Origin of the sequence: Cryobacterium sp. TMT2-14 (genome assembly GCF_004402465.1) — a bacterium.
In the GTDB taxonomy this organism is placed as follows: Bacteria; Actinomycetota; Actinomycetes; order Actinomycetales; family Microbacteriaceae; genus Cryobacterium; species Cryobacterium sandaracinum.
The window spans coordinates 209,744-234,480 of sequence record NZ_SOFV01000022.1; the positions used below are offsets into that span (position 1 = coordinate 209,744).

Here is a 24,737-nt window from a genome sequence, read left to right on the forward strand (position 1 = left end):
CCATCGTTGATCACGGCCTTCTGTTGGCCGCCGTTGCTGATCAGATCTCTGACGGCGAGCGCGTCGGGCGTGGACCGGTCGGCGACCTCGGCCGCTGCCGCCACCCGAACCGCGTCCACCCGTCTCCCGTGGACCCCGACCGCCGCGGTCACCTGCAGCAGGTCGTCGTCGTCGTCGAAGCCGCGCACCGCCGAACACCGCCGAACACCGCAGAGACTCCCCACGCCCCACCGCGAGGGTCTGCCACTCAGCGACCGCCCGGGCCGCCGCGGACGGGCCGGGCACGGCAACCGCTTCGAAGCTTTCCCAGAGGTTGATCACAAACAAAAGGTTACCAAAATTAGAACAAAGAAATGAGGGTCTTTCCTATTGTGGATAAGTGCTGTTCGAAATCTATGTTCAATTTGACCGGTACGCCTCGATGAGCGAATCCTGACGGCTGTGGGCGATGATGGATCGCGAATTGGGGGTTTCGGGGCGGTTGTTCCTGGTGCCGACGTGGACGAGCAGTGGACCGCTACGCGGGATCACCGTGCGTGCCGAACGCAGTGTGCCCGAACGTCCTGCTCCGAGTCCGAGGCCGTGCGGCAACGCCGCTGAACGAATTCGACGGAGATTTGGGCCAAAATGGCCCTAGACACTGCTGAACAGCTGTTTTTCAGGAAAATCTCCGTCGAATTGGTTCGACAGCTGACCCGGCGCTCCGCCTGTGCCGACAGGCATCCCCGGGGTGTAGTCAGCTCTGGCCCCTCCGGGAGCTACGCGACCGATCGATCAGGACCCTCTCGTGTGGTGCCGCGGAGCGTCCTGGTCGGCAAGATTCGTCCAGTGCTTCTCTGAGCCGCACTCGTCGCACAGGAACCAGATCTCTTCATCCGCCAGGGTGTCGGTTGCCACGGCTCGGGTTCGCATGAGTCCGGCGCACGCGGCCTGCTGGCACTGGGGATTGAAGTCCATGTATGGAGCGCTCTCTCTCGGCGCGGCAGTTTGCCGTCTGTGTTGACCGTGCCGGTGACGTTACTCCGATTCGGCGTGCGCGACCAGAGCTGAGGTGGCGGAGCCACTTTTGCGGGTGCTATGCGCCGAGGCGTCGTGCCTTGAAGCCGAACACCATCGCCTCAATGCTTGGAGCGAGCAGCACAAGAACGGCTCGGGAGGCCGGCCAATGCTGCTGCCCCCAGCGGGACCGGCTCCTCGCCGCCGCGCTCGTATCCCGGCAGCTCAGCAGGGCATAACCCAGGAGTGCGGCGTCGACAAGAAACACCGGCAGGAAGGCCACGGAAATCCAGAAGGCCGTGAGGGCGCGGCGCCCCTCGCGGCGCCTGCTCTGCCTGGGTGCCGGCCTGCAGCGGCCATGGTCACTCCCTCGCCGCCGTCAGCTTGCCCGTCCGTGCCGCACCGGGCAAGCGGGGGTGGCCTGTCAGGGCATCCGTTCGTGCGCATTCCATGATAATTTCACCTGACCATGTCAGACCTGCCTGCCGAATCCTCCCGGCCTGCCGAATCCTCCCGGCCTGCCGAGCCGCTCGGGCCGCAGAGACCTCTTTCGCGGGTCGAGGTTGCCGACATCGCGGTTCGCCTGTTCCAGGAGCACGGCTATGAGGCCACGAGCACCGTGGACATCGCCGAGGCGGCCGGGGTCTCGCGCAGCACCTTCTTCCGGCAGTTCCGGTCCAAGGACGACGTGATCTTCGCCGACCACGACGAGCTGGTCGCCCGTATCGACGAGCACTTCGCTGCGACGCATTCGGATCCCTGGCTGGCCGTGTGTGAGGCCGCCGCCATGGTCTTCGAGCGGTTCCGCGAGCGACTGGAGATCGTGCGCATCCGGGACCGGGTCCTGCGAGAGACCCCCGTGCTGCGGGACCGGGAGACCATTATGGCGATCCGGTATGAACGGATGTTCGCCAGCTACCTGCGCAGCACCGTGCCGGGTGTGCCGCCCCTGACTGCCATCCGCTTCGCGGCCGCTGTGACGGCCACCCACAACTTCGTGCTGCGGCGCTTGATCCGGGCGACGGACAGCGTCGGCCCGTATTCGCTGGCCGCCGAACTCACCGAGGTGCGACGGCTTTTCCACCTGGATGCCGCGGCGCAAGGTCCCGAGGCGCGACCCACGAGCGACGTGGTCGTCGCCGTCTTCCCGGCCGCCACGGATCCCACCGAACTGGCTCGCGCCATCGAGGAGCGGCTGCGCGCCCAGACGCGCTCCGGCTGAGACTCAGTATCACTTGACCTGAGACTGAGTGTCAGATAGAACTTGTACCTGGGTGTTTTCTGACCGGCGCACGAGGGCATTCATTCCCTGGTGCCGGACGACATCGGCCGATCAGGCCTGCCCGACTTCGCTGTCCTCCACGAAAGGGAAACCGTGCCCGACTACGACGTATCCACGCCCCTCGACACCGACTACTACGGCGTATTCGCCGACGTGCCTCAAACTGACCGGGCCTTCTGGGACCGCGCCCGCAGTTTTGCCACCGAGTCGCTGGACGAGTTGACGACTGCGTGGGACAAAGCCGAGTACCCGCTGCACCTTGCCCGTAGACTCGGCGAGCTCGACCTTCTCACCGACGGTGTCGTCGGCCCCGGACTGAGTCCCATGTCGCCGCTCGCGGCCGGGCTCGTCAACATGGAGATCTCCCGCGGCGATGGCTCGATGGGTACCGTGGTCGCCGTGCAGGGCGGGCTGGCCCTGCGCAGTATCGCCCTGTTCGGCAGCCCGGAGCAGCAGGAACGCTGGCTGGTGCCGCTGGCCCGCGCCGAGAAACTCGGCGCCTTCGCCCTGACCGAACCGGACCACGGCTCCGACTCGGTCGGTCTGGAGACCACCGCACAGCGCGACGGCGACGAATGGGTGCTCAACGGCGAGAAGAAGTGGATCGGCAACGGCTCGGTCGGCGACGTGACGGTGGTCTGGGCTCGCGACGACGACGGCAATGTGCGCGGCTTCCTGGTGGAACAGGACACCCCCGGGTATCACGGAGAGACGATCACCGGGAAGGGGTCCCTGCGCGCCATCCACCAGGCTCGGATCACCCTCACGGGTGTGCGGATCCCGCTGGACGCCGTGCTGCCGGGCACCCACACGTTCAAGGACGCCTCCACGGTGCTCTTCGCGACCCGGCTCGGAGTGGCCTGGTCGGCCCTCGGCCACGCCACGGCGGTGTTCGAGGCGGCTCTGAACTACTCGACCCAGCGCATCCAGTTCGGTAAGCCGCTCGCCGGTTTCCAGCTCGTGCAGGAGCGCCTGACCATGATGCTGTCCCGGCTCACGTCGATGCAGCTGCACTGCTTGCGTCTGGCTGAGCTCGACGGCGCCGGAACGCTGCGCCCGATCCAGGCGTCGCTGGCGAAGTATCACAACACCAGGGCGGCGCGGGAGATTGCGTCGATGGCCCGTGACATGCTCGGTGGCAACGGCATCCTGCTCGAAAACCACGTCATCCAGCACCTCGCCGACATCGAGTCGCTGCACACCTACGAGGGCACCGAAAGCGTGCAGTCGCTCCTGATCGGGCGGGACCTCACCGGGATCAGCGCCTTCCGCTGACCCGATTGCTCGGCTCAGGACTCGGTCGACCTGTGGTCGACGGATGTCGCCGCTCGCGGGTCGGGCGGGTTTCGGTCAGGTGGATGAAATGACCAGTACTCGACATTGTGGAGACATTCGGCGTCTGCCAACGTACGCTATGACGCAATCACTCAGCCCGGCCGCACCAGAACGTGCCAGAGAACACGGGCAGCACTGCGCGCAACCGTCGTGGGAAACTCGGCCTGTGCGCCTGAACCAGGAACGCAGATCGATGACCGACAAACACCTCACCGACAAACACCTCACCGACGATCAGCTGTTGCTCGAAACGGATTACACCAGCTACGCCAGCTCGTGCCGCGACCCGTACATCACCCCGACGAACGACCTCGTGGAATGCCGACGGCAGAGCGGCCATGACGACACGCACGCCACCAGGTCCGGCCTGCGCGCCATCCGCTGGGCAGTGCCGGAGCCACACGGGGCCTAGCCGAGCACGCCTGACCCCGGCCCGCCCTGTCACACCGTGCCCCGAACGAATTCGACGGAGATTATTCCCGAATCAATGCCAGAAACTCCGAAAAGGTCGTTTCAGAGCAGAATCTCCGTCGAATTGATTCACCGCCGGAGACGCTGCTCAACCTGTGATGAACAGCCTCCCCGCCCGGAGGCTGCTGCAGCGTGCCCGCGAAGGGGGGTGAGTGCCCGATCCTCGCACTCCTTTGAGTGCGTCGCCCGGCCAAACGAGGGGTGGACGCCGCTACCCCGTAGGCTGAACGGGGCACGCTTGACCGAAATTCGACGTGCTCACGCTTGATGAGCTGAGCTCGACGAAAAAAGGCCGAATATGACGCAGAACATTTCCGAACTTCCCCGCATCCGCGCGATGATCCGAAGCGACGGAACGGGAGAGCTCGTCATCGACGGTGTCAGCTCGCGCATCACCGCCGCCGACGAGGCCGGCGTGCGCGAGGAAATCATCAACCGGGTCACGGATGCCGCGCGCGCGATCGATCGCGCGGTGCGCCTGACCGCGGAAGACGAGCAGGGCAAGTCGCCGTTGATCGTTCACCCGAACGGGGACGTAGAAGACGATGGGGCCTTCATCCCGACCTCCTTGGAACCGGGACCGGCATCGTCGCCGGTGTCGACCGCGCCTGCTCCCGTCTCCGCCGCTGTCTCCGCCGCTGTCTCCGAAACCGAGGACGTCGAACTGATCGCGCTGGTCGTGCCCGCGGAACAGCAGAAATCGGGTCTCGACACCACCGAACTCCAGGCCGCCGGGCTCGATGACGCTGGGCTCGGCACGGCTGCGCTTGACACGGCAACGCTGAGGGAAGCCAAGCGCGATGCCGACATGCGCGATGCCGATGCCGAGGTCATCCAGCAGATCGAACCGGCCCCGTCGGCACGGGCCCATGTCCCACCCCTCACCGCGTTCGATGGCCTCGTGCTCGATCTCGACGCCGACACCGACGATGAGGACGATCAGGAGCAGGACCTCGCGGCCTCGCCCTTCTCCGCTCCCCGGGCAGCCACGGACCTCGTCGGCCCGGCACCGGTGCAGGGCGGCACGTTCGCCGAGGTGCCCGCCGACGACCCCTCGATCGCCCCCTCGGCGCTCGCCGGTGGTGGTCCGAACCTCGCGGACTTCATGAATTCCCGTCCGCCGCTCGTGGCGGGGCCTGCCCTTCTGGGCTGGCAGGGCACGGTGCGGCGCATCACCGGCGGACTCGTCTCCCCGGCCCCCGGAACCGGCGAGATGTCGCACCGCGCGGCGGTCGCGTCCGTGCAGCGCAGCCTGGTCGGCCCGCGCACGATCGTCGTGCTCAACCCGAAGGGCGGCGCGCACAAGACCACCGCGACCTTGCTCATCGCCGCGACCTTCGGCATCCATCGCGGCGGGTACACCCTCGCCTGGGACAACAACGAGACCATGGGCACCCTCGGCGTGCGGGCGCAGACCGCCGCCCACACCAACACCGCAGTTGACCTGCTCCGCGACCTCGACAACTTCGCCTATTCAAGCTCCGCCCGGGTCGGCGACCTCGACAACTACGTGCGCAACCAGGGTGACGCCCGGTTCGACGCGCTTGCCTCCGACCTCGACCCTGCCGGGGCAGCCAGTATCGACGACGTGGCCTTCGGCAAACTGCATGCCGCGCTCAGCCGGTTCTACCGAGTGCTGATCATCGACACCGGCAACAATATGCGGGCGTCCAACTGGGAGGCGGCCGTCGACGCGGCCGACCAACTCGTCGTCGTCTCCACCATCCGAGAGGACACCGCGTATGGCGCGGCCTCGCTGCTCGACGGCCTGCGTCAGAAGGGCCACGCCGACAAAGTCGCGCAGGCGGTCACAATCCTGGCGTCACCGGCCAAGACGGCCGATCGTCAGCTCTCCGTGCGGCTACACGACCACTTCAGCAAGCTGACCCGCACCGTCGTGGACGTGCCGTATGACTCCGCCCTCGTGGCCGGGGGATCGCTGAACTATGACGCGCTCGCGCCGCGCACCCGTAAAGCGTGGCTCGTTGCCACGGCCGCGATCGCCGAAGGTCTCTGACCCGGCGGCGTCCCGGTGTTGAGCCTGCCCGGCTGACAGTGTGCCAGCCGGGATTCAGGCGGCACTGATCTCGGTCGGGCATACTGGCGAAGGCCCGAACGGATGCCCATCGACTCAGATGCCTCGCAAATCAGTGTGTGCATCGAATCCTGCCGAACAGATCAGTGGTCGAAAAGATCATTGTGAACAGATCACTGTCGAAGAGAAAGATCAGCGTGCGTAAACTTCCTGCCCTCATCTCCATTGCCACGGTTGCCGTGCTCGCCCTCGCCGGGTGCAGCGGGTCTCCCTCCGACAACACCGGAGCGGCGGGAATCGCCTGCGTCGATTCCGGCACGGCGTCGGAGGCCGTGAAAGTCTCCGGCAAGGCCGGCGCCGAGCCCAAAGTGAAGTTCGAGTCGCCGCTGACCACGAAGGCCACCGAGGTCTCCGTCGTGACCGAGGGCAAGGGTGACGCCGTCAAGACCGACGACATCGTCGAACTGGGGTTCTCCGTCTACAACGCGAACACTGGCGAGAAGATGAACGCCGGCGGCTTCGGTGACGACCTCGGCGCTCCCATCACCCTGGCCAAGGACTCGAGTGTATTCCCGGCGCTGATGAAGGGTGTCGCGTGCGCGAACTACGGATCGCGCGTCGCGGTCGTGGCCCCGCCGGCTGACGCGTTCGGCGAGACCGGCAACGAGGAGCTCAAGGTCGGGGCCGAAGACAACATCATCTTCGTCATCGACGTCAAAAGTGAAATCCCCCCTCGCGCGAACGGCGAGGACCAGAAGCCGGAGGACGGCTTCCCGACTGTCAAGCTGGCCGAGGACGGCGCTCCGACCGTGACGATCCCGGCAACCGACGCTCCGACCGAGTTGAAGACCTCGGTTCTCAAGAAGGGTGACGGTGCCACAGTCGCCGAAGCGGACACCGTGGTCATGCACTACTCGGGCGTCGTCTGGTCCACCGGTGAGGTGTTCGACCAGACCTGGGGCAAGAGCGGTCCGACCCCGATCTCCCTGGCCGCCGTCGTTCCCGGCTTCGCCCAGGGTCTCGTCGGCCAGACCGTCGGCTCCCAGGTGATGATCGCGATTCCGCCGGAACTCGGCTACGGCGCCGAGGGCCAGCCCGACGCCGGCATCTCGGGTACCGACACGATCGTCTTCGTCGTCGACATCCTCGCCGCCGGCTAGCCGGCCGTTCGGCTGCGATCGAACCGACCGGTTTTCTGGGACAGACGGCCGTCGTGCCGGGCACCGCCGCAGTGCCGGTGCGGTACAGCACCGACGAGCACGGCACCCTTCTGCACCTGGCCGAGGTCGCGTCCGGACCGGTCGACATGGAGTTCCACGCTGACCTGGTCGGCCGGGCGCATCCGTGCGTTCAGGTGTGGCGCTTGTCCGAGCCGGTCGAGGTCCATAAAATGTTGATTTCGTGGCTCCGCTCGTTCCCGCTCGTTTCCCTCGTTTTTCCCCCGACCAGGCAGGGATGTCCCATGACCATCATTGAGGCCAGAGGTCTGACCAAGGTGTACCACTCCAAATCCGGGCCGGTGCATGCGCTCGCCGGGCTGGACCTGTCCGTGCCGCGCGGGACCGTCAAGGCGCTGCTCGGCCCGAACGGCGCCGGTAAGACGACCGTCGTCAAGATGCTGACCACCCTGATCCGGCCGGACTCCGGCACCGCGTTCGTCGACGGCATCGACGTCGTCGCCGACCCCAAGGGCGTACGGCGCATTATCGGCGTTTCGGGACAGTACGCGGCCGTCGACGAGAACCTGACCGGGTTCGAAAACCTCGAGATGGTCGGTCGGCTGTACCACCTGGGCGGCGCCGAGTCCCGGCGCCGGGCCCAGGAGCTGATCGACCTCTTCGAGCTGACCGCGGCCGGCAACCGCCCGGTCAAGGGCTTCTCCGGCGGGATGCGCCGCCGGATCGACCTGGCCGGCGCGCTGGTGATCAACCCGAAGGTGCTGTTCCTCGACGAGCCCACCACAGGGCTGGACCCGCGCAGCCGGATCGCGCTCTGGGCCGTCATCAAGCGCCTGGTCGCCGACGGCACCACCGTGCTCCTCACCACCCAGTACCTCGAGGAGGCCGACCAGCTCGCGGACGACATCGTCGTCATCGACGACGGCCGGGTGATCGCAGAGGGCACGTCCGACCACCTCAAGGCGCAGATCGGCGGCCACCGCCTCGAGGTGGCCCTGGTAGAGGCCGGCGACGGCGTGGCGGCACGGGATATCCTCGCCCGTTACGGCGCGGGAGAACCGGCGATCACCAGCGACGGCCGCGGCCTCGAGGTCGCGGTGGTCGACGGGCCGCGGGCGCTGCAGCAGGTGCTGGCGGCGCTGGGTGACGCGGACATCCGTCTGCACGACGCCGGCATGCGCCGGCCCACGCTCGACGACGTGTTCCTGAAACTCACCGGCCACAAGGCGGACAAGGCCGCCGACCAGGCGGACGACGTGGAATTGGAGAAGTCGAAATGAGCTCCGCTGCCACCCTCCCCACCTGGAACCCGCTTTCGCTCTGGTACTCCGACGGCTGGACCGTCACCAAGCGCAACCTGATCAAGATCAAGCGCTCGCCCGACATGCTCGTGTTCGCGGTGATCCAGCCGATCATGTTCGTGCTGCTGTTCAGCCAGGTTTACGCCGGGTCGATCTCCGTGGAAGGCACCGACTACGTCCAGTTCCTCATGGCGGGGATCTTCGCTCAAACCGTCGTGTTCGGGTCGACCTTCTCGGGCGCGGCGATGGCGCAGGACCTCAAGGAAGGGATCATCGACCGCTTCCGCAGCCTGCCCATGACCTCCTCCGCCGTGCTGATCGGACGCACCAATAGTGACCTGGCGTTGAACACGATCTCCATGGTGATCATGATGCTGACCGGGCTGCTCGTGGGCTGGCGGGTGAACTCTTCGGTGCCGGAATTCCTCGCCGGCGTGGGACTGCTGCTGCTGTTCAGCTACTCTTTCAGCTGGGTGATGGCGCTGCTCGGCATGAGCGTGAAGACTCCCGAGGTCATCAACAACGCGTCCTTCCTGATCCTCTTCCCGCTGACCTTCATCTCGAACGCCTTCGTGCCCAGCGACACCTTGCCGACCCCGCTGCGCGTCTTCGCCGAGTGGAACCCGGTTTCGTCGCTGGTGCAGGCGGCACGGGAGCTGTTCGGCAACGAGGGCACAGCTCCGGTGCCCGATATCTGGACCATGCAGAACCCGATTGCCACGGTGCTGATCGGCACCACGGTCATGCTGGTCGTGTTCGTTCCGCTCTGCGTGCGCAAGTTCGCGTCCATCAGTTCCCGCTAGCAGGAGTCAGTGAATCCCCTGGAGAGTGCCCATGAGTGACCCGGTGCCATTCCGCACCGACCGGCGCACCGGAGCGTTGCGCGCGCCCCGCAACACCGCGCCCGGCGGGGCCGGCCCCTGGGACGTGAAGCGCGCTCATCCGTCGCTCTACGGGCCTGCCAACGTGGACTGGGAGCTGATCGAGGTTCCGGCCCAGCGGTTCGTCGCCCTCGACGGGGTCGGCGACCCGGACACGGCGCCGGCCTACATCGAGGCCGTCGAGGCCCTCTACGCCATCGCCTTCGCGGTCAAGTTCGCGGCCAAGCGTGCGCTCGGCCGCGAGATGGTCATCGCACCGCTCGAAGGCCTCTGGTACGCCGACGATGCCTCCGTCTTCACCGCCGGCGCGAAGGCGGAGTGGAAATGGACGCTGCTGATGAGCCAGCCGGACTGGGTGACGGATGCCTTCATCGCCGGGGCCATCACTGGCGCGCTCGCGAAGAAGAAGCTGTCCGCGCTCGCCCGGGTGCGGGTGGAAAGGCTCGACGAGGGGCTGTCGGCGCAGCTGCTGCATGTCGGGCTCTACGCCGCCGAGGCACCCGCCCTCGACCGTCTGCACGGGGAGTTCCTGGCAAGCTACGGGCTGAGGGTGAACGGCCGGCACCATGAGATCTACCTCGGCGACCCGCGCCGCGCCGCGCCCGCGAAGCTGAAGACGGTGCTGAGACAGCCGGTCGCGCCGGTCTGACCCGCGCCGGCCGGGCGGCGCCTACTCCTGACGCCGGCCGAGGTCGGCCTGGATCAGGAGGGCGAACTCCCGCAGCAGCACGGGGTCGACCTCGGCGGCGCCCCGGGGTTCCGAGTCGAACACGCACAGAACGCCGATCCGCTCGCCGGAGTCGGCCTCGATGGGGAAACCCGCGTAGAAGCGGGTCTGCTCCTGGCCCAGACGGGGCGGGCGGGCGGTGAACCGGTCGTCCAGGAGCATGTCAGAAATCACGAACGCTCCGGCCCCGCTCACGGCGAGGGCCGTGATCGACCCGGCCAACGAGTAGACGCGTGGAGTGCAGCCCACGCTCACCAGGTCCCAGAGTCGGTCGCCGTCGATGAGCGTCAGGGCGGCCGACCGGGTGCCGTAGGCGCTTCTGGCCAGGGCAACGATGTGGTCGCAGTGCACCTCGGTGTCGGCGGCGAGGATGCCCAGCCTGGCGACCGCCCGGCGGGGGCCAGGCGAGAGCGGCTTGGCACCCCACGCTTCCGCGCGGCCCTCGGCCGTTCCTCGGGAAGTTCCTCGGGCAGCAGCCAGGTACTCGGCATCGAGCGGTGGCGCCATCTTGTCGGCGAGGAGATTGGCCCACTGCACGTACTGCGCGGCCGTGCGCACCCGCCCCGGCGTTGAGGCGAGGGTTGCGGCCATGGGAACAAAGCAGCGCCGCTCCTGCCCCGCGCAGATCGCCGCGCTGGCCTCGTCCAGGCTGCGGGCGTGCTTCTCGGCCACGGAGCCCAGCCCGGAGTCGAAGGCCGCGATAGACCGGATCGGCTGCATGCCGAGCACGAAGATCCTGGTGCTGAGCGAGGACTCGTGCCGGATCCGGTCGAGCAGTGCGGACAACTCGCGCTGCCAGACCAGGGCTGACAGGAGTGTGACGGCGTCGGTCGTGCCGAGGCTCACGACGACCGCGTCATAGCGCCAGAGTCCCAGCCCGTCGAGTTCGGCCTGCGATGTGCGGATGGTGACCAGCGGGTTCGGGATGACGTCGACATCCGTGCCCCGCCCGGTGCGAGACGACAACGCCCGCGCCAGAGATCCGGGCAGGGCCACGTTGTGGCTGAGCACACCCCAGCCGACGGCCGGTCCGCTGCCGAAGAGGAGCACGCGGTCGCTGTCGGTTCCCGGGGAATGCGCTTGAGGAGTGTCCCGGGGCCGCGGGATGTCGTCGTAGTCGCGCGTCACGGCGGCCGACCAGGCTCGCATCAGGGGTACCAGCACCCACCGCAGGAGTTGCGGCACGGAGGGCTACCGGCCGCCGCGGCGCTTGCCCGCCCGGGGGCTGGGGGTGTTGCGGGTGCGGCCCGGGGCGCTCGTCGCCTTCTTCGCCACGGCCGGCTTGGATTTCGCCGCCGCGACCCGTACGGCCTTCGCCGCCGCTTTGGCCTTGTCGGTCTTCTTCTCTTTTTTGACCTTTTCAGTGCCGGCGGGCAGCGAGTCGACCCGCGAGCTGTCTTTCGTGCGGCCGCGCACGATGCCGATGAACTCCTCGACGTCTACCGTGGTCTCACGGGAGAGCCAGGCCAGGGACACCTGGCTTTCGGCGACATCCTCGACCGGGCGCGAGACGACATCCTTTCGGCCGTACAGTCGGGCGATCGAATGGGGGACGATCAGGATTCCGACCCCAGCTGCGACCTGCGCCATCGCGTCGTCGAGGTCGCGCATGGCCGGGAGCGGGCGTCGGGTGCCGTCCTTGACCTCGGTGGCCACGAGGCGCCATTCGGGCACGTCGTCGGGGTCCTGCAGCAGGTGTTCTTCGGCCAGGTCGGCCACCAGCACGCTGTCGGCGTCGGCGATGAAGTGGTCTTTGGCCGCGACGACCACCGGGATCTCCCGGTAGAGGGCGATCAGGCTGAGATCGGTCTCATCGACGGGCAGGCGCACCAGGCTGACCTGGGCGCGGCCGTCACGCAGCACCGCGTCCTGTTCGGACGGGTCGGTGCGGAAGACCTCGAGTGGCTGGTCGGGGCGTCGATCGGCCCAGGTGCGGGTCCACTTGGTGGGGGTCACACCGGCGACGAAGGCAAGGGAAAAGGTCACCGGCATCCTTTCTCGTGATGGCACTGCGAACGTAGATCCGTGGGGAGCGGCTGTCTCTCAGGCTATGCGGGTGCTCTCAGGCTATACGCTTGACTGATGAGCGAGAAGAAGACCCAGACCATGAAGCCCGCCACGGCGGCCCAGAAGCTCGGGATTCTGCTCGAAGCAGCCCCGGAAGAATTCCAGAGTGCGCCCGTGTCGCGCACCGAGCTGGCCGCGCTCGAAGCGAAACCGCCTGCCTGGCTGGTCGAACTGCGGGCGAACGGCCCGCATCCCAAGCAGGTCGTCGCCGCCAAGCTTGGCGTCTCGATCTCCGGCCTCGTGCGCGGCGCCGTGACGGAGCCGCTCACCTCCGCCGAGATCCAGGCTCTGCTGCAGCAGCCGCCAGCCTGGCTCGTGACCGAGCGTGCCACCCAGTATGAGGTGCGCGAGGAGCAGATCCGGGTCAAGGACCGCGACGCCGAGCGCGCCCGCAAGATCGCCCACGTCGCCCGCCAGGCAGCCCAGAACGAGAAGGCCGGTCGCGGCCGCTAGCGCCGCCGTCCCGCGCGCACGTCGCTCCCTCCGCGTCGTCTCACCAATTCGACGGAGATTTTGCCTGTAGGACGTCGATTCCGGCCTTTTTGGCCAACTCGGGCCAAAATCTCCGTCGAATTCGTTCGGGGCGGGAGACGCTGCTGTGTCGGGTGTCGGGTGTCGGGCCTCCTAGGCGTCGTACTGCGCGCGCAGGAACGTGACGATCTCGCCCAGTTCGGCTTGCGAAATGGAATGGCCCATGCCCTCGTAGATGCGCTCGGTAAGTGTGGAGTGTTCGGGAAGCCAAGCCCGGGTGCGGTCGACGGCATCCTGCGGGATGACCGGGTCGGCCGTGCCGCGACCCCAGAAGACCGGCAGGCGCCGCTCACGCAGGCGCTCGTCACCGGTGTGCTTGCTGCGCCCCACGAAACCGGACAGCTGCACCGCGAACGCGAACCGGTCGGGTGCCTGACGCAGCAGCTGCAGCGCCATAGCCCCGCCCTGCGAGAAGCCGAGTAGTCCGACGGACGCAGGCTGCTCGGGAAGGCCGTCCAGCCATTCGAGCACCCCCGCAGCGGCAGCATCCAGTGCGTCAGCGCTCGGCGAGCCCGGGTTGACCTTGGCGCCAGCGGCCCCGATCGGGAACCAGGCCCAGCCCGGACCGGCCGGGAGCGGGGCGCGCAGCGCGGCGATCACCGGATGCAGCGGCAGGTGCGGCGCCAGCGAGAAGAGATCCCCCTCGTGCGAACCGTAGCCGTGCAGAATCAGCAGAAGCGGTCGCCCGGCGCGGTCGGCGCCAGACGCGCTCCACAGCACGGCATCCGGGTCGATGGGCTCGGCGCACGCGGCGGCGGCGCCGGTGGTGCTGCTCTCGGTGGTGTCGTCGCTCCCGGTGGAGGCGTCGCCGCCGGGATTGGTGTCGTTCGGGCCCATGGTGGTCCTCCTGTTCGAGGTCGACACCGGGAAACGCCGACGGGTCAATCTTTCCACTCCCGGGGACGCGGCAAAATCGGTCGGCATCCGTCGTACCCCGTGCAGAACTCCGGCGATCCGCTGCGAGAAGCCGGAAAGATGCCCGTATTTGCGGGAACCGTGCCACCGCTCCGCCGAATTTCAGGGGTCATGCACCACTGGCCGGCACTTCCCCACGTGGCGGCGGCAACCGCGGGCACCCCGTGGCCAACTCAGGAGATTCCGGCAGCGGCGGGCGCGCCCCCGCAGAGTTCCGCATGTTACCTCGTCGTTTCGCTGGGCGGCCGCGCCAGCCACCCGTTTCTCCTGAGTCAGCCTCACCTCACTCGCCCCGCCTGGCCTGCCCTGGCCGGCCCGGGCATCCGTTGCCACCTGCTCGACCGGCGACGGATGTCCCGATCAGCTGGTCCGCCGCCTCGCGCCGCGCCGCCGGAGTGAGGCCCGCGAGGTGGCCCGTCGCCCACCAGAGACGGCCGGCGAACCCCAGTCCGGTGTTGTGGGTGACTGCGCCGGCCCGGGCCACTCGGTCGATGAACGCGGCGAGGGGAGCGAGGCCGAAGGAGATCCCCACTGGGTGATGCGCATGGCCGCCCCGTTGGTCGTGCCGAAGCGCCCGGACTCGAGGGATGACACGCCGGATCGCAGGCGCTCAAGCGTCGTCGTCGAGGGTCCGAGCAGATCGAGGGAGCCGCGCGCCCGCGCCCGTTTCACTTAGTCGAGAAGCTGCTTCGCGAAGACGCCGGGGTCGCCCTGGCCGTGACAATCGATCAGGAGCGGGCCAGCAGACTGGCCTGCTCCGTGTCATCCGTGATCGACCCGGCGGGCATCCCGACGGCGATCGGCTGGTGCTGTCCGGGGTCCCGAAACCCCTCACTGGCGCCGTAGTCGGCCTCGATCTAAGCCCGGGACAGGTCCTGCGTCGGCATCCCGAGTGCATCGCCGAGGGCCAGCCGGTGAAGGCGCCGAGCGCGCGGTCGTGGCGCGCCGCCGCAGTTCTCTGCCTCACCATGCGCAAACCGTCGCCGCACGCGCGCCGGACCGCGCCCGTTCCGTCCGACCCGCGGCGGGGTGCCCATGGCGTATCCGGGCGCAGGGTAAGACAGAATAGCCTCATGAGCGTGCGCACACCTGACCCCGATCCGGACTGGACGCCTGGGCCCGAGGGCGCGGGGCCGCCCCACACCAACCCGGGCTGGCTGAGCGACGTCGAGCTGGCCGAAGTGCGGCGCCGACTTCCGATCCTTTACATCGAGGCGGTGCCCGTGCGAGTCGACGGCCTCGGCCAGGTCGTGGAGGTCGGCGTGCTCCTGCGCGCCCGGTCGACCGGCGAGATGACCCGGATGCTCGTGTCCGGCCGCGTGCTCTACGGCGAGACCCTGCGCGACGCCCTCTTCCGGCATCTCGAGAAGGATCTCGGCCCGATGGCCTTCCCGCAGCTGCCGATGAGCCCGGTGCCGTTCACGGTGGCCGAATACTTCCCGATGCCGGGCATCACCGCGTTCACGGATGACCGCCAGCACGCCGTTTCGATGGCCTACGTCGTTCCCGTCACCGGCACCTGCGACCCGCGCCAGGACGCCCTCGAACTGACCTGGATGACCCCCAAGGAGGCTGCCTCCGACGCGGTGGCAGCCGAGATGGAGGGCGGGCGCGGGGCGCTGCTGCGCATGGCGCTCGCCTCGGTCGGCGAGCTGCGCTAAGCCGCCTGATGGCGGCCCGATCCTGCGGGCCGCCGCTGCGAGCTACTCGGTCGTTACGAGTGACAGACGACGCGCGAGCGAGCGCGGTCGCACCAGGCGCACTTCGTGGAGCTGTTCGCCGAGCACTTCCTGATCCTGCTCGTGGCCGTCGGGGGCGTAGCCGTTGCGCTTGTAGAACGAGTGCGCGCGGGGGTTGTTTTCGGCGACCCACAGGTAGGACGGGCCCTCGTCGACGACGGCGTCGAAGAGCTGCTGGCCGATGCCGGTGCCGTGGTAGGCGTCGAGCAGGTAGATGAAGTAGAGCTCCATCGGGGCCGGTTTGTCGGCGTCGCGGGACGGCCCGCTGCCGGCGAATCCGACGATCTCGCCGTCGACGAGGGCCGCAACCTGGCGGTGGTTCGGTCCCTGGGCGCTGAACCGGCGCCACATGGCGGCCAGGCGTGCGGGCTGCAGCTGCTCAAGGGCGGCCTCGCTGAGCAACTGGTCGTAGGTTTCGTGCCAGCAGGTGGCATGCACGCGGCCGAGGCTGTCGGCATCTGCTTCTGCGACGGGACGAAGTACTGCTGTGGTGGCCATGACCCGAGACTAGCTCAGCCGCAGGCACCCGATTGACGCTGCCGGGTTCTGCCCGTGGTCACTGCGCCGACGGCTCCCGTCCGACCCGCGACTTCCCGGTCTACGGTGGCTCCAGACCCCGCCGATGAGTCGGATAACAAGTGGCTAACTCCTGAGATCCGGTGGCGCCATGGTGCGGCGCCACGTGATTCCGGGGCCGAGCATCCGTCACGGGCATGTTTCTCCTGAGTTGGCCACAACGCAGAACGGGCCGGCCTCGGGAGAGGCCGGCCCGTTCACAGTGGAACTAACGTGCAGATGCTGCCGAGCGACTAGCCCTGCGCGCGGCGCGGGGCCGAGCGACGAGCGCCGCCGGTGGCGCCGGCGCCGCGCACGAGGCCTCCGACCTGGAGGCCGCCGGAGCGACCACCCTGGGCCGGACGGCTCTGGGCGTTGCCCGATCCCTGGCTGCGACCGGATGCCGCGGGGCGGCCCGAGCGCTCCTGGCGCGCTCCGCCGGTGGGTGCCACTGCGTCGCTGCCGCGGTGTCCGCGGTTGCCACGTGCTCCACCGGCGCGGGCGCCGGAGTCACGGGAGCCGGAGTCGCGCTCATCGCGGTTGACGCGCTTGCGCTGGGCGTTGGCGCCCTGCGAGCGGCCGCCCTGGGACTGGCCGTGCGGCTGCTCCACGCGGGGGAGCGGCTTGACGTACGCTGCGACGTCGCCGACTAGGGCGTCCACGGCGGGGGAGGACGCGGTCACGCGCTGCGGGGTCACCTTGATGGCGGCCTTGCGCAGCAGCGCGTCGGTGTCGCGGCGCTGTTCGGGGAGAACCAGAGTCACGACGTCGCCGGCGCTGCCGGCGCGGGCGGTCCGGCCCGAGCGGTGCAGGTACGCCTTGTGCTCGGCCGGCGGGTCGACGTGGATGACGAGTTCGATGTCGTCGACGTGCACGCCGCGGGCGGCGACATCCGTGGCGACGAGAACCTTCACGTCGCCGGCGCTGAACGCGGCGAGGTTGCGGTCACGGGCCACCTGTGAAAGGTTGCCGTGCAGGTCGACGGAGGGGATCCCGGCATCGGTGAGCGACTTGGCGAGCTTCTTGGCCTGGTGCTTGGTGCGCATGAAGAGGATGCGGCGGCCGGAACCGCTCGCGAGCTTCTCGACGAGCGCCTTCTTCGATTCGACGCCGTCGATCTCGAAGACGTGGTGCGTCATTGCGGAGACGTGGCTGTTGGCCTCGTCGACCGAGTGCATGACCTCGTTGTGCAGGAAACGGCGCACGATCTTGTCCACCCCGTTGTCGAGCGTGGCCGAGAACAGCAGGCGCTGGCCGCTGCTGGGCGTCTTGTCCATGATGCGCGTGACGACGGGCAGGAAGCCCAGGTCCGCCATGTGGTCGGCCTCGTCGAGTACGGTGATCTCGACGGCGTCCAGGCTGATGAAGCCCTGCTTCATGAGGTCCTCGAGGCGACCCGGGCAGGCCACGACGATGTCGACGCCGGCCTTGAGTGCGGAGACCTGGCGGCCCTGCGAGACGCCACCGAAGATCGTGGTTGTGTTGAGGCCGTACGCCTCGGCCAGCGGCGTGAGCGCGTTGGTGATCTGCGTGGCCAGCTCGCGGGTCGGGGCGAGGATGAGGCCGAGCGGGCGGCCCGGACGACGTCGGCCGCCGGCGAGCTTGCCGCCGAGGCGCGACACCATGGGCAGTGCGAACGCGAGGGTCTTGCCGGAGCCGGTCTTGCCGCGGCCGAGCACGTCGCGGCCGTTGAGGGTGTCGGGCAGCGTGTCCACCTGGATCGGGAACGGGCTGTCGATGCCCTGCTCGGTCAGGATGGCAACGAGAGGGGCCGGCACGCCAAGCGCGCTAAAGGAAGTTTCAGACAAAATGCTGCCTTTCGGGCATCAGATTCCTCGGGCATCCGTTCCGCACGGGCGGCAACTCGGAGCCTCAGAGGTTTCACATGGCGAAGGTGCCGATGGGCACATCCGTTCGCCGTAAGAAGGTTTAATTCGAAAAATCGGGCCGGCCCTGGTGGGCTGCCGCAATAAGAAGAGGCGTTCTACGACGCAGCGGGCGCAACTACGCACCCGCAAGCTTCCATCGTAGCGGATGCTGTCAAGCCCTAGGGTCGAACGCCCGCCCGACGGGAGCCGTGGGGTGGCGCTCCGCACCGGGGGTCAGCTCGCCGACGGGCACCTCCGCGGCCACGGTATTGCCGGCCTGGGGCAGCGGACAGGCCCACATCGGGTCGTACGCGCAGGACGGGTTGTAGGCGAAGTTGAAGTCGAGGATGACGCTGTCGTCGTCGGCCCCGGCGCCCAGGTCGGCGCCCTTGATCGTGTCGAGCAGGTAGCGACCGCCGCCGTAGGTTCCGCCGGGCTTGCCGGCCAGACCGTCGCGCACAGGCAGAAAGAGCCCGCCGCCGTAGTTGGAGAGCCGCCACAGGTCGATTGGTCCCAGGTAGGGCAAACGCACGGTGCCGACGAGGTCGAACTGCACCTTCCCGTCGGTGCCGGTGTCAACCGAGATGCGCATCGGATGTTCCGCGCGGTGCACTTCGGCCTCGAACCGCCAGTCGGGGTCGTAGGCGGCGACCGGCAGCCCGGTGAAGCCGGCCCGGTCGTCGGGCATCAACGGCGACGCCGAATGCCCGCCGAACAGGTCGTCCCTGCCGCTCCGCCACAGTTCGTGGCCGGCGGCCGGGTCGTGCGCGCTGAGCTGGCGCACGCCGCCGTACAGCCCGAACACGCGCCGACGCCAGTCGGCCACCTGCAGGGCGCCGAGGGTGGTGCTCACGAGCTCGCGCCGGACTCATCGACGCCGAGGTCGAGGCTCCAGTTCGGCGCGAGGCGCTTGAGCTGGTGCAGCCGCCACTGCCAGAGCGCCCAGAAAACGGGCCAGCTGGCCAGGGTGAGCGCGCCGGTGCGGAAGATCAGCTGGTCTCGAAAAAGCGTCTTGCCGGTGCCGGCCGGGTCGGGAGACACGGCCATCCGGTGGTCCCAGAGGGTGACCGAGGCGAGCGGCCCCGATACCCCGCGGCCGGTGTCACGCAGGATGCGCACGCCATCCTTCCGGGTGGTCGCCATGGTCAGGCGAATCACTTGGTCGCCCATCGGCACCAGGCCGAGCGCAGTCAAGCTGACCGGATGCTCACCCGGCTCCCAGATGGTGGGGAACCCATCCATCTCAAGCGATTCGACGCTCACCACGGGCGAACTTACCTCGCGGAACACGGCAGGACTCCGCAGGGCGCGCCAGGCGGCATCGGGGGAGCAGTCGAGGATCTCTTTCAGAAGAACACGCATGATCCCAGTCTGTGGTGCTGGGGCATGCAGTACAACTAAGAGGGTGGCAATTCGATACTGGCTGGGCGTTGCCTCACGCGAACACGTGCTGCGCGCCGTCGCGGTGGGGCTTGTGCAGGCCAGCCACGGGGCCCGGGTGGCGCTCGAGCAGATGGGCGAGTCCGACGGGGTGGTCTACTATTCCCCGAAGACGAACATCGACGGCGACACGCTGCGCGAGTTCACCGCGATCGGTCGCATCGCCCCCGGAATCGTGCATCAAGGCGAGTCCGCCGCCCCGAGCTCGTACCGCCCGTGGCGACGTCACATCGATTACGAAACGGATGTCGTGGCCGCCTCCATTCGCCCGCTCCTATCGGTGCTCGAGTTCACCCGCAGCAACCCCGACTGGGGCTACCAGCTGCGCCGGGGGCTGCTCGAGATCTCCCGGCACGACTTCGAGGTGATCCGGCGGCAGATGCGCCGGGAGTAGCGCTGGTACCAGCCGTTCTTCGTAGATGCTGCCGAGGCGACCCGTTTCCGCGGCGATTGTGGGTGGGATCGGCGATTTTCGAGGACGTGCCACCGGGTGCGGCGCCGGGGTGAGGCGCATCCTTTCGGTACACTGAAGGCATGACTGGCGAGTTCTGGTGGGTGCCCTCGGCCGTCGTTTTCGGTGGGGCGGCAGCGGTCGTCGTGGTGATCGTGATGATCATGCGGCGCCGGGTCCGCGCGCGCGCGCGCGTCGACCTCGCTCTGGCCGCGGAGCGCACCCGAGCCGCCGCAATCGCCCTCGTGCGTGCGGATGACCTGATCGAGGTCGCCACCGACGAGCTCGGTTTCGCGGTCGCCCAGTTCGGGGAGAACGCCACCAGCGACTTCGCCGCCGCGCTCGACGCCTCCCGGCGGCAGGTGCGTGACGCGTTCCTGCTGCAGCAGAAGCTCGACGACAGCGTGCCCGACTCCGAGGGTGAGCGTCGCCGCTGGACCGAGGAGATCATCGTGCTCGCCGACGAGGCCGTCAAGCGCCTCAGCGCGCAGACCCGCACTTTCGACTCCCGGCGCGGCGTCGAACGGGATGCCCCGCTGCTGCTTGAGAAGTTGCGTCGTCGCCTCGACCGGGTCGCCGACCGCGTCGCGGCCGGCACCGCCAGCCTCTCCCGGCTCAGCCGCACGTATGCCGCGCACGCCCTGGCCCCGATCAGCGGCAACGTCGCCCGCGCCGAAGAGGCCGTCGATGACGCCCGCCGGGCAGCGGATACCGCGGCCGCCCGTCTCTCCCGCGAAGCCACCGACCCCGTGGGTGACCAGTTGCTCGCGGCCGAGCAGGCCCTGCACCGCGCCGGCACCCTGCTCGACGCGATCGAACAAGGCGAAGACCAGTTGCACGTCGGATTCGCCTCCCTGGCTCGAGCGCTCGACGCGGCGGACGCCGAGCTGGCCGAGGTGCGCGCGCTGCGCGACACCCACGAGGAGACCACGGCCCGCGGCGAACTGAACCGCGTTATTTCGGAGGCCGACCGGGTGGTCGGCGAGCTGCGGCAGCCGTCGCGCTTGAGCGACCCTGCCGCTGACCAGTCCCGACTGCGCACGGCAATGGACGGTCTCGACCTGATCCGTTCCGAGGCCCGCAACCGCCAGTTGCGGCTCGACAACGCCCGCGGCGCGCTGACCGGCGCTCTGTTGGCCGCGCGCAGCCAGATCACCGTGACCCGCGACTTCATCACCGCGCATCCCGGCCGCGTGGGCGCTGTGGCGCGCACCCGCCTCGCGGAGGCCGAACGCAAGCTGAGCCTGGCGGCTTCGGAGGCCGACCCGGTGTCCGCACTGGACACCGCGCGCAGCTCGATGACCCATGCCACGGATGCCGACGCGCTCGCCCGCTTCGACGACCGGTAGCGCCGCCGCTACCCTTGGGGAGTGAACAAAGACGCGCCCCAACAGAAGTACCAGGTCCGTTTCGATGTCGGCCTGGCCGGGTTCCAGGCTCTGGCCGCCGAGGCCGACGTGGTCATCCTGGCCGACGCTTTGCCGTCGCCCGGCTCCGAGATCGTTCTCCCGACTGCCCTGCACGAGCACCAGGTTATCGCCGCGAACCTCGCCAATCGCGAGAGCGTGGCTGATTGGGTGCTCGCCCGCCAGGCGGAGAAGGGAGACCGGTTCTCCGTGGCCGTGATCGCCGTGGGCGAGCAACGCCAGGGCGGCACCCCCCGGTTCGCGGTGGAGGACTTCCTCGCCGCCGGCGCCGTGATCGACGCCCTCGCCGCCCGCGGCATCGACCACTGCTCGCCGGAGGCGGCCGCGGCCGCCGCGGGATTCGCGGGTCTCGCGCGGGCCGTGCGGCACCTGGTCACCGCGTCCGAAACCGCCCAGGCGCTCGTCGCCGAGGGGCGGTCGGCCGAGGTGCAGGCGACGGATGCCCCGGCGCGCTCCCCGGGAATCTCCCGATTGCGGGAATTCGCCTTTCCGGGCTGAGGTTGTTCCTGAAGCGGTCTCTGGGCCGAACCCCTCGTTTCACCCTCACCGTTTGAATCTCACTGAAGGAGCAACTCCCATGAAGGCAGTACTCAACGGCACCGTCATCGCCGAAGCACCGCAGGCAGATCTTCTCAAGATCGAGGGCAACTGGTACTTCCCACCGGCGAGCGTGAACTCCGAGTTCCTCGTCGAGAGCCCCACGCAGTACACCTGCTCCTGGAAGGGCGCGTGCCAGTACTTCAGCGTCAAGGACGGTGAGACTCTGCTGCAGGATCGCGCCTTCAGTTACCCGACTCCGCCCTCGGCCTCCTTCGACCGGGTCGGCCAGGACTACAGCAACTACGTCGCCTTCTGGAAAGAGGTCCAGGTCTCCGAGTAGACCGCTCCTGGCCGGACGGACGGCCCGGGTAATCGGTGGTCGAGCCTGTCGAGACCACAGGGCAGCGCTAGGGCTTCGCCGCCCCCGCAGCCTGTCGCCGGGCGGCGGCCGTGATCTCGCGCCGTGTCCACCGGATCAGGAACCGCTTGTCGAATCCGCGCACGCACAACCCGCAGGCGAACGCCCGGGTGGGTTGTCGGTAACGGTAGTGCGCGTGGCCGGCCGGGCAGGTGCCGACCCACGGCGCGAGCTCGTCGGCGATGTCCCCGTCGTGCGTGCTCTTGCCGTCATAGCCGAGGTTCCGCGCGATCACGTTCCACTTCGGCCCGTGGCCGGCGCGCGGTCCGGCCAGAGCGTGCGCGACCTCGTGCAGCAGGATCTGGTGCACGTCATCGTCTTCGTAGCGCGCCGCCAGGTAGCGGGACACGGTGATGCGCCGCACGGTGAAGTTGCAAAGCCCCGCTCGCTTCTTCGCGTTGTCGAAGGCGAAGGTCCAGCTGGGATCGAGGTGCAGCGTGATCAACGCTTCCGCCCAGTGCCGAACCCGGTCGAGGTCGGCCATCAGGGTGCGACCGCCACCTGGTAAAGCCGGTCGTCGCCAGCGGAAGGGGTGCCGCGGCCATCCGTATTATTGCTCACGAACCACAGTGTGCCATCGGGCCCAGACACTATATCGCGCAGCCGCCCGAAGCTGTTCCCGAACCAGTCATCGACCTCGCCTGTGGAGGGATCGATGCGCCACAGCCGCTCGCCGCGCAGGGTTGCCATGAAGATGGTGTCGTTCACGATGGCGAGCCCGCTCGGGCTGGCCTCACTGGTGGGCCACTGCTGCTCCGGGTCGAGGTAGCCGGAGTCCGCGCTCTGTCCCCGGCCCTCGACGATCGGCCAGCCATAGTTGCCGCCCGGGGTGATGAGGTTGAGCTCGTCCCAGGTGTTCTGTCCGAACTCGCTGGCCCAGAGTCGGCCGCTGGAGTCCCAGGCGATCCCCTGCGGGTTGCGGTGGCCGTAAGAGTAGACGAGCGTGCCGAACGGGTTGTCGTCCGGCACGGCGCCGGTCGGCGTCATCCGCAGGATCTTGCCGCCGAGGGAACCCAGGTCCTGGGCGTTCTCGGGGTTCCCGGCGTCGCCGACCGTGGCGTAGAGCAGGCCGTCCGGGCCGAAACCGAGCCGACCGCCGTTGTGGTTACCGGCCTTCGGGATGCCGCCCTGCACCGGTTCGGATGCGCCGAGGGTGTGGCTTCCGACCGTGCCGAGCAGCGGCATCCGTACGATCTTGTTGTCGTCGGCGGACGTGAAGTAGGCGTAGACCCACCCGGTTCCGCCCGGTGCGGCCGGGTCGGCCAGTGCGGCGAGGCCGAGCAGCCCGCCTTCACCGCCCGGGCTCGCCTCGGCGAGCCGGCCGGCGTCGCGCAGGCTACCGTCGGGCAGGAGTTCGCGCATGAGGGTCGTGTCGCGTTCGCTGATCAGGGTGCCGTCGTTCGGCAGTCGCAGGATCGACCAGGGGGCATCCAGCCCGGATGCGATCACGACCGGGGCGTCGACCGGCCGCACCGATGGCCCGGCGGTGCCGGTCGGCCCGGGTGCAACGGTGTCGGACGGAACCGGCCGGGCGGGGGTCGAGGTTTCCGCCGCGGGCCCGGGCGCGGTCGCCGTGCACGCGCTGAGCAGCAGGAGCGCGCCCAGGGCCAGCACCCCGGCCGCGCCGCTGCGTGGTGGCATCCGCCCGCTCATCTTCCACCTCCTTCGCACCGGCACGCTCGCCGGCGCTGTGTCCAGCATGCCCCGAATTTCTGCTTCGTGGTGAGTGGCCCGTTCCGTGCGTAAATCCTGCAAATCGATGTCTGGATGCAGCCGGCCGGTCAATCGCCGGCCGGCGCCCCGCGGTGCCGACGCGCTACTGCTGTAAGCGGGACTGTCGCCGCTCGGCAATGAATGACTCGACCACCGCAACGGCGACGAGCGCACTCTCGAGGAGGGCGGGTGTGGCGCCGGCCTGCTCCCGCAGCGTCACCGAGGCCGTGAAGTCTGCCAGGGCGGCGTCGAGGTCGCCCTGTTCGAAGTGAACCTTGCCGCGGCTTTCCCGGGCGAACGCCGCGACGGCGCCCCACTCGTGCGTCTCGGACTCGAGCACACAATGGGTCAGCTCGGTCACCGCCTCGTCGAGCTTGCCTCGGTACTGCTGTACCTGGGCGCGACGGATGCGACTGAACGCGAGTTCTTCCCGCGACCCGGTGAACCGGGACTGGCGCAGCGCAGTGTTCGCCATGTCCCAGGCCTCGTCGATCCGGCCGGACAGCCGCAATAGCACGACCTTCTCGTTGAGGGCGGACAGGCTGCGAAGCTCGCCGAGTTCTTCGAGGCGCAGCTCAGCAGCAGAGAGGTCGACTTTCTCACGCAGGGTGACGGCGTCGTAGCCAATGATGATGGGCAGGGTGTGGTCCTGAGGCGAAGGCGGCACATGCCGCGGAGTAAACGTGGTCCCGACCAGCGTAGCCGGGCCGGGCCGGGCCGGTCCCCGATCCGGCCCGATCCACCGGCATCCGTCGCCCTCGTCCCCCCGCCGCGAGCCGCACACGTGGCTAACTCAGGAGATCCCAGCGCGTGAGCACACAAAGCCGCATGAACACGGATGCCCGCAGCACCTTGGCCCCGGATCTC

General features: G+C 68.6%; 26 protein-coding genes. 14 read left to right on the forward strand and 12 right to left on the reverse strand.

The window, feature by feature from the left end; translation table 11 throughout:
- Positions 1-1,465: 1,465 nt before the first annotated feature.
- The 5 genes from E3O28_RS09040 (at position 1,466) to E3O28_RS09060 (ending at position 7,279) form a co-directional block, all read left to right on the forward strand.
- Complete coding sequence (locus tag E3O28_RS09040; RefSeq protein ID WP_134415658.1) at positions 1,466-2,218, forward strand: TetR/AcrR family transcriptional regulator; 753 nt, start codon at positions 1,466-1,468, stop codon at positions 2,216-2,218.
- Positions 2,219-2,371: 153 nt separating this feature from the next.
- Positions 2,372-3,553, forward strand: a complete 1,182-nt coding sequence (locus E3O28_RS09045; RefSeq protein ID WP_134415683.1) for an acyl-CoA dehydrogenase family protein — start codon at positions 2,372-2,374, stop codon at positions 3,551-3,553.
- A 253-nt stretch (positions 3,554-3,806) separates the two neighbouring features.
- Positions 3,807-4,025 carry a hypothetical protein gene (locus tag E3O28_RS09050; protein WP_134415659.1) on the forward strand — a complete coding sequence of 73 codons (219 nt, stop codon included), beginning with the start codon at positions 3,807-3,809 and terminating at the stop codon, positions 4,023-4,025.
- Positions 4,026-4,382: 357 nt separating this feature from the next.
- Positions 4,383-6,101 carry a chromosome partitioning protein gene (locus E3O28_RS16690; RefSeq protein WP_198411559.1) on the forward strand — a complete coding sequence of 573 codons (1,719 nt, stop codon included), beginning with the start codon at positions 4,383-4,385 and terminating at the stop codon, positions 6,099-6,101.
- Positions 6,102-6,316: 215 nt separating this feature from the next.
- On the forward strand, positions 6,317-7,279 hold the full coding sequence (locus E3O28_RS09060) for an FKBP-type peptidyl-prolyl cis-trans isomerase (RefSeq protein WP_134373247.1): 963 nt from the start codon (positions 6,317-6,319) through the stop codon (positions 7,277-7,279).
- Here E3O28_RS09060 and E3O28_RS09065 read toward each other — a convergent pair.
- Complete coding sequence (locus E3O28_RS09065) at positions 7,276-7,506, reverse strand: hypothetical protein (protein WP_134415660.1); 231 nt, start codon at positions 7,504-7,506, stop codon at positions 7,276-7,278. The genes E3O28_RS09060 and E3O28_RS09065 overlap by 4 nt on opposite strands.
- Positions 7,507-7,581: 75 nt before the next feature.
- Here E3O28_RS09065 and E3O28_RS09070 point away from each other — a divergent pair, with 75 nt between their 5' ends.
- From E3O28_RS09070 to E3O28_RS09080, 3 genes are read left to right on the forward strand one after another with little or no spacing between them, the layout of a single operon-like run.
- A complete protein-coding gene (locus tag E3O28_RS09070; RefSeq protein WP_134341752.1) occupies positions 7,582-8,577 on the forward strand; it encodes an ATP-binding cassette domain-containing protein in 996 nt (331 codons plus the stop codon).
- Positions 8,574-9,401, forward strand: coding sequence for an ABC transporter permease (locus tag E3O28_RS09075; protein WP_134341753.1), 828 nt, complete (start codon positions 8,574-8,576; stop codon positions 9,399-9,401). The genes E3O28_RS09070 and E3O28_RS09075 overlap by 4 nt, the downstream gene beginning before the upstream one ends.
- Before the next feature lie 31 nt (positions 9,402-9,432).
- Positions 9,433-10,128 carry a GyrI-like domain-containing protein gene (locus E3O28_RS09080; RefSeq protein ID WP_134415661.1) on the forward strand — a complete coding sequence of 232 codons (696 nt, stop codon included), beginning with the start codon at positions 9,433-9,435 and terminating at the stop codon, positions 10,126-10,128.
- 21 nt (positions 10,129-10,149) lie between these two features.
- Here E3O28_RS09080 and E3O28_RS09085 read toward each other — a convergent pair whose 3' ends face one another.
- Positions 10,150-11,391, reverse strand: coding sequence for a GAF domain-containing protein (locus E3O28_RS09085; protein WP_134415662.1), 1,242 nt, complete (start codon positions 11,389-11,391; stop codon positions 10,150-10,152).
- Positions 11,392-11,397: 6 nt separating this feature from the next.
- Positions 11,398-12,192: a LysR substrate-binding domain-containing protein gene (locus E3O28_RS09090; RefSeq protein WP_198411560.1), complete on the reverse strand. Its 795-nt coding sequence runs from the start codon at positions 12,190-12,192 to the stop codon at positions 11,398-11,400.
- Positions 12,193-12,288: 96 nt separating this feature from the next.
- On the opposite strand from E3O28_RS09090, the gene E3O28_RS09095 reads away from it, so the two are divergent.
- Positions 12,289-12,726, forward strand: coding sequence for a DUF5997 family protein (locus E3O28_RS09095; protein WP_174720118.1), 438 nt, complete (start codon positions 12,289-12,291; stop codon positions 12,724-12,726).
- A gap of 171 nt (positions 12,727-12,897) precedes the next feature.
- Here the strand turns inward: E3O28_RS09095 and E3O28_RS09100 are convergent, their stop codons facing one another.
- Entirely contained in the window at positions 12,898-13,641 is a 744-nt protein-coding gene (locus E3O28_RS09100; RefSeq protein WP_134342094.1) for an alpha/beta hydrolase-fold protein, read from the reverse strand.
- A gap of 361 nt (positions 13,642-14,002) precedes the next feature.
- The gene (locus E3O28_RS09105) at positions 14,003-14,251 is read right to left on the reverse strand and encodes a hypothetical protein (RefSeq protein WP_134373260.1); all 249 of its coding nucleotides are present in this window, start codon (positions 14,249-14,251) and stop codon (positions 14,003-14,005) included.
- A 541-nt stretch (positions 14,252-14,792) separates the two neighbouring features.
- On the opposite strand from E3O28_RS09105, the gene E3O28_RS09110 reads away from it, so the two are divergent.
- Positions 14,793-15,380, forward strand: coding sequence for an NUDIX hydrolase family protein (locus E3O28_RS09110; RefSeq protein ID WP_104101004.1), 588 nt, complete (start codon positions 14,793-14,795; stop codon positions 15,378-15,380).
- A 42-nt stretch (positions 15,381-15,422) separates the two neighbouring features.
- Here E3O28_RS09110 and E3O28_RS09115 read toward each other — a convergent pair whose 3' ends face one another.
- From E3O28_RS09115 to E3O28_RS09130, 4 genes are all read right to left on the reverse strand, one after another.
- Positions 15,423-15,956 (reverse strand): GNAT family N-acetyltransferase, encoded by a 534-nt coding sequence (locus tag E3O28_RS09115; RefSeq protein ID WP_104101003.1) that lies wholly within the window; start codon positions 15,954-15,956, stop codon positions 15,423-15,425.
- 311 nt (positions 15,957-16,267) lie between these two features.
- Positions 16,268-17,821, reverse strand: coding sequence for a DEAD/DEAH box helicase (locus tag E3O28_RS09120; protein WP_134415663.1), 1,554 nt, complete (start codon positions 17,819-17,821; stop codon positions 16,268-16,270).
- Between the two features lie 232 nt (positions 17,822-18,053).
- Positions 18,054-18,734 (reverse strand): DUF1684 domain-containing protein, encoded by a 681-nt coding sequence (locus E3O28_RS09125; RefSeq protein ID WP_198411561.1) that lies wholly within the window; start codon positions 18,732-18,734, stop codon positions 18,054-18,056.
- Complete coding sequence (locus E3O28_RS09130; protein WP_104101001.1) at positions 18,731-19,243, reverse strand: hypothetical protein; 513 nt, start codon at positions 19,241-19,243, stop codon at positions 18,731-18,733. Before E3O28_RS09130 ends, E3O28_RS09125 begins: the two co-directional genes overlap by 4 nt.
- 43 nt (positions 19,244-19,286) lie before the next feature.
- Here E3O28_RS09130 and E3O28_RS09135 point away from each other — a divergent pair, with 43 nt between their 5' ends.
- From E3O28_RS09135 to E3O28_RS09150, 4 genes are all read left to right on the forward strand, one after another.
- Positions 19,287-19,715 (forward strand): EVE domain-containing protein, encoded by a 429-nt coding sequence (locus tag E3O28_RS09135; RefSeq protein ID WP_233191404.1) that lies wholly within the window; start codon positions 19,287-19,289, stop codon positions 19,713-19,715.
- Positions 19,716-19,855: 140 nt separating this feature from the next.
- Positions 19,856-21,121 (forward strand): hypothetical protein, encoded by a 1,266-nt coding sequence (locus tag E3O28_RS09140; protein WP_134415664.1) that lies wholly within the window; start codon positions 19,856-19,858, stop codon positions 21,119-21,121.
- Between the two features lie 21 nt (positions 21,122-21,142).
- Positions 21,143-21,697 (forward strand): 2-phosphosulfolactate phosphatase, encoded by a 555-nt coding sequence (locus E3O28_RS09145; protein WP_104100998.1) that lies wholly within the window; start codon positions 21,143-21,145, stop codon positions 21,695-21,697.
- 79 nt (positions 21,698-21,776) lie between these two features.
- Entirely contained in the window at positions 21,777-22,079 is a 303-nt protein-coding gene (locus tag E3O28_RS09150) for a DUF427 domain-containing protein (RefSeq protein ID WP_104100997.1), read from the forward strand.
- 67 nt (positions 22,080-22,146) lie between these two features.
- On the opposite strand, the gene E3O28_RS09155 is transcribed toward E3O28_RS09150, so the two are convergent.
- From E3O28_RS09155 to E3O28_RS09165, 3 genes are all read right to left on the reverse strand, one after another.
- A complete protein-coding gene (locus E3O28_RS09155; protein WP_134415665.1) occupies positions 22,147-22,641 on the reverse strand; it encodes a SprT-like domain-containing protein in 495 nt (164 codons plus the stop codon).
- Positions 22,641-23,810 (reverse strand): PQQ-dependent sugar dehydrogenase, encoded by a 1,170-nt coding sequence (locus E3O28_RS09160; protein WP_241973069.1) that lies wholly within the window; start codon positions 23,808-23,810, stop codon positions 22,641-22,643. Before E3O28_RS09160 ends, E3O28_RS09155 begins: the two co-directional genes overlap by 1 nt.
- 163 nt (positions 23,811-23,973) lie before the next feature.
- Positions 23,974-24,537: a hypothetical protein gene (locus E3O28_RS09165; RefSeq protein ID WP_241973070.1), complete on the reverse strand. Its 564-nt coding sequence runs from the start codon at positions 24,535-24,537 to the stop codon at positions 23,974-23,976.
- Positions 24,538-24,737 lie beyond the last annotated feature (200 nt).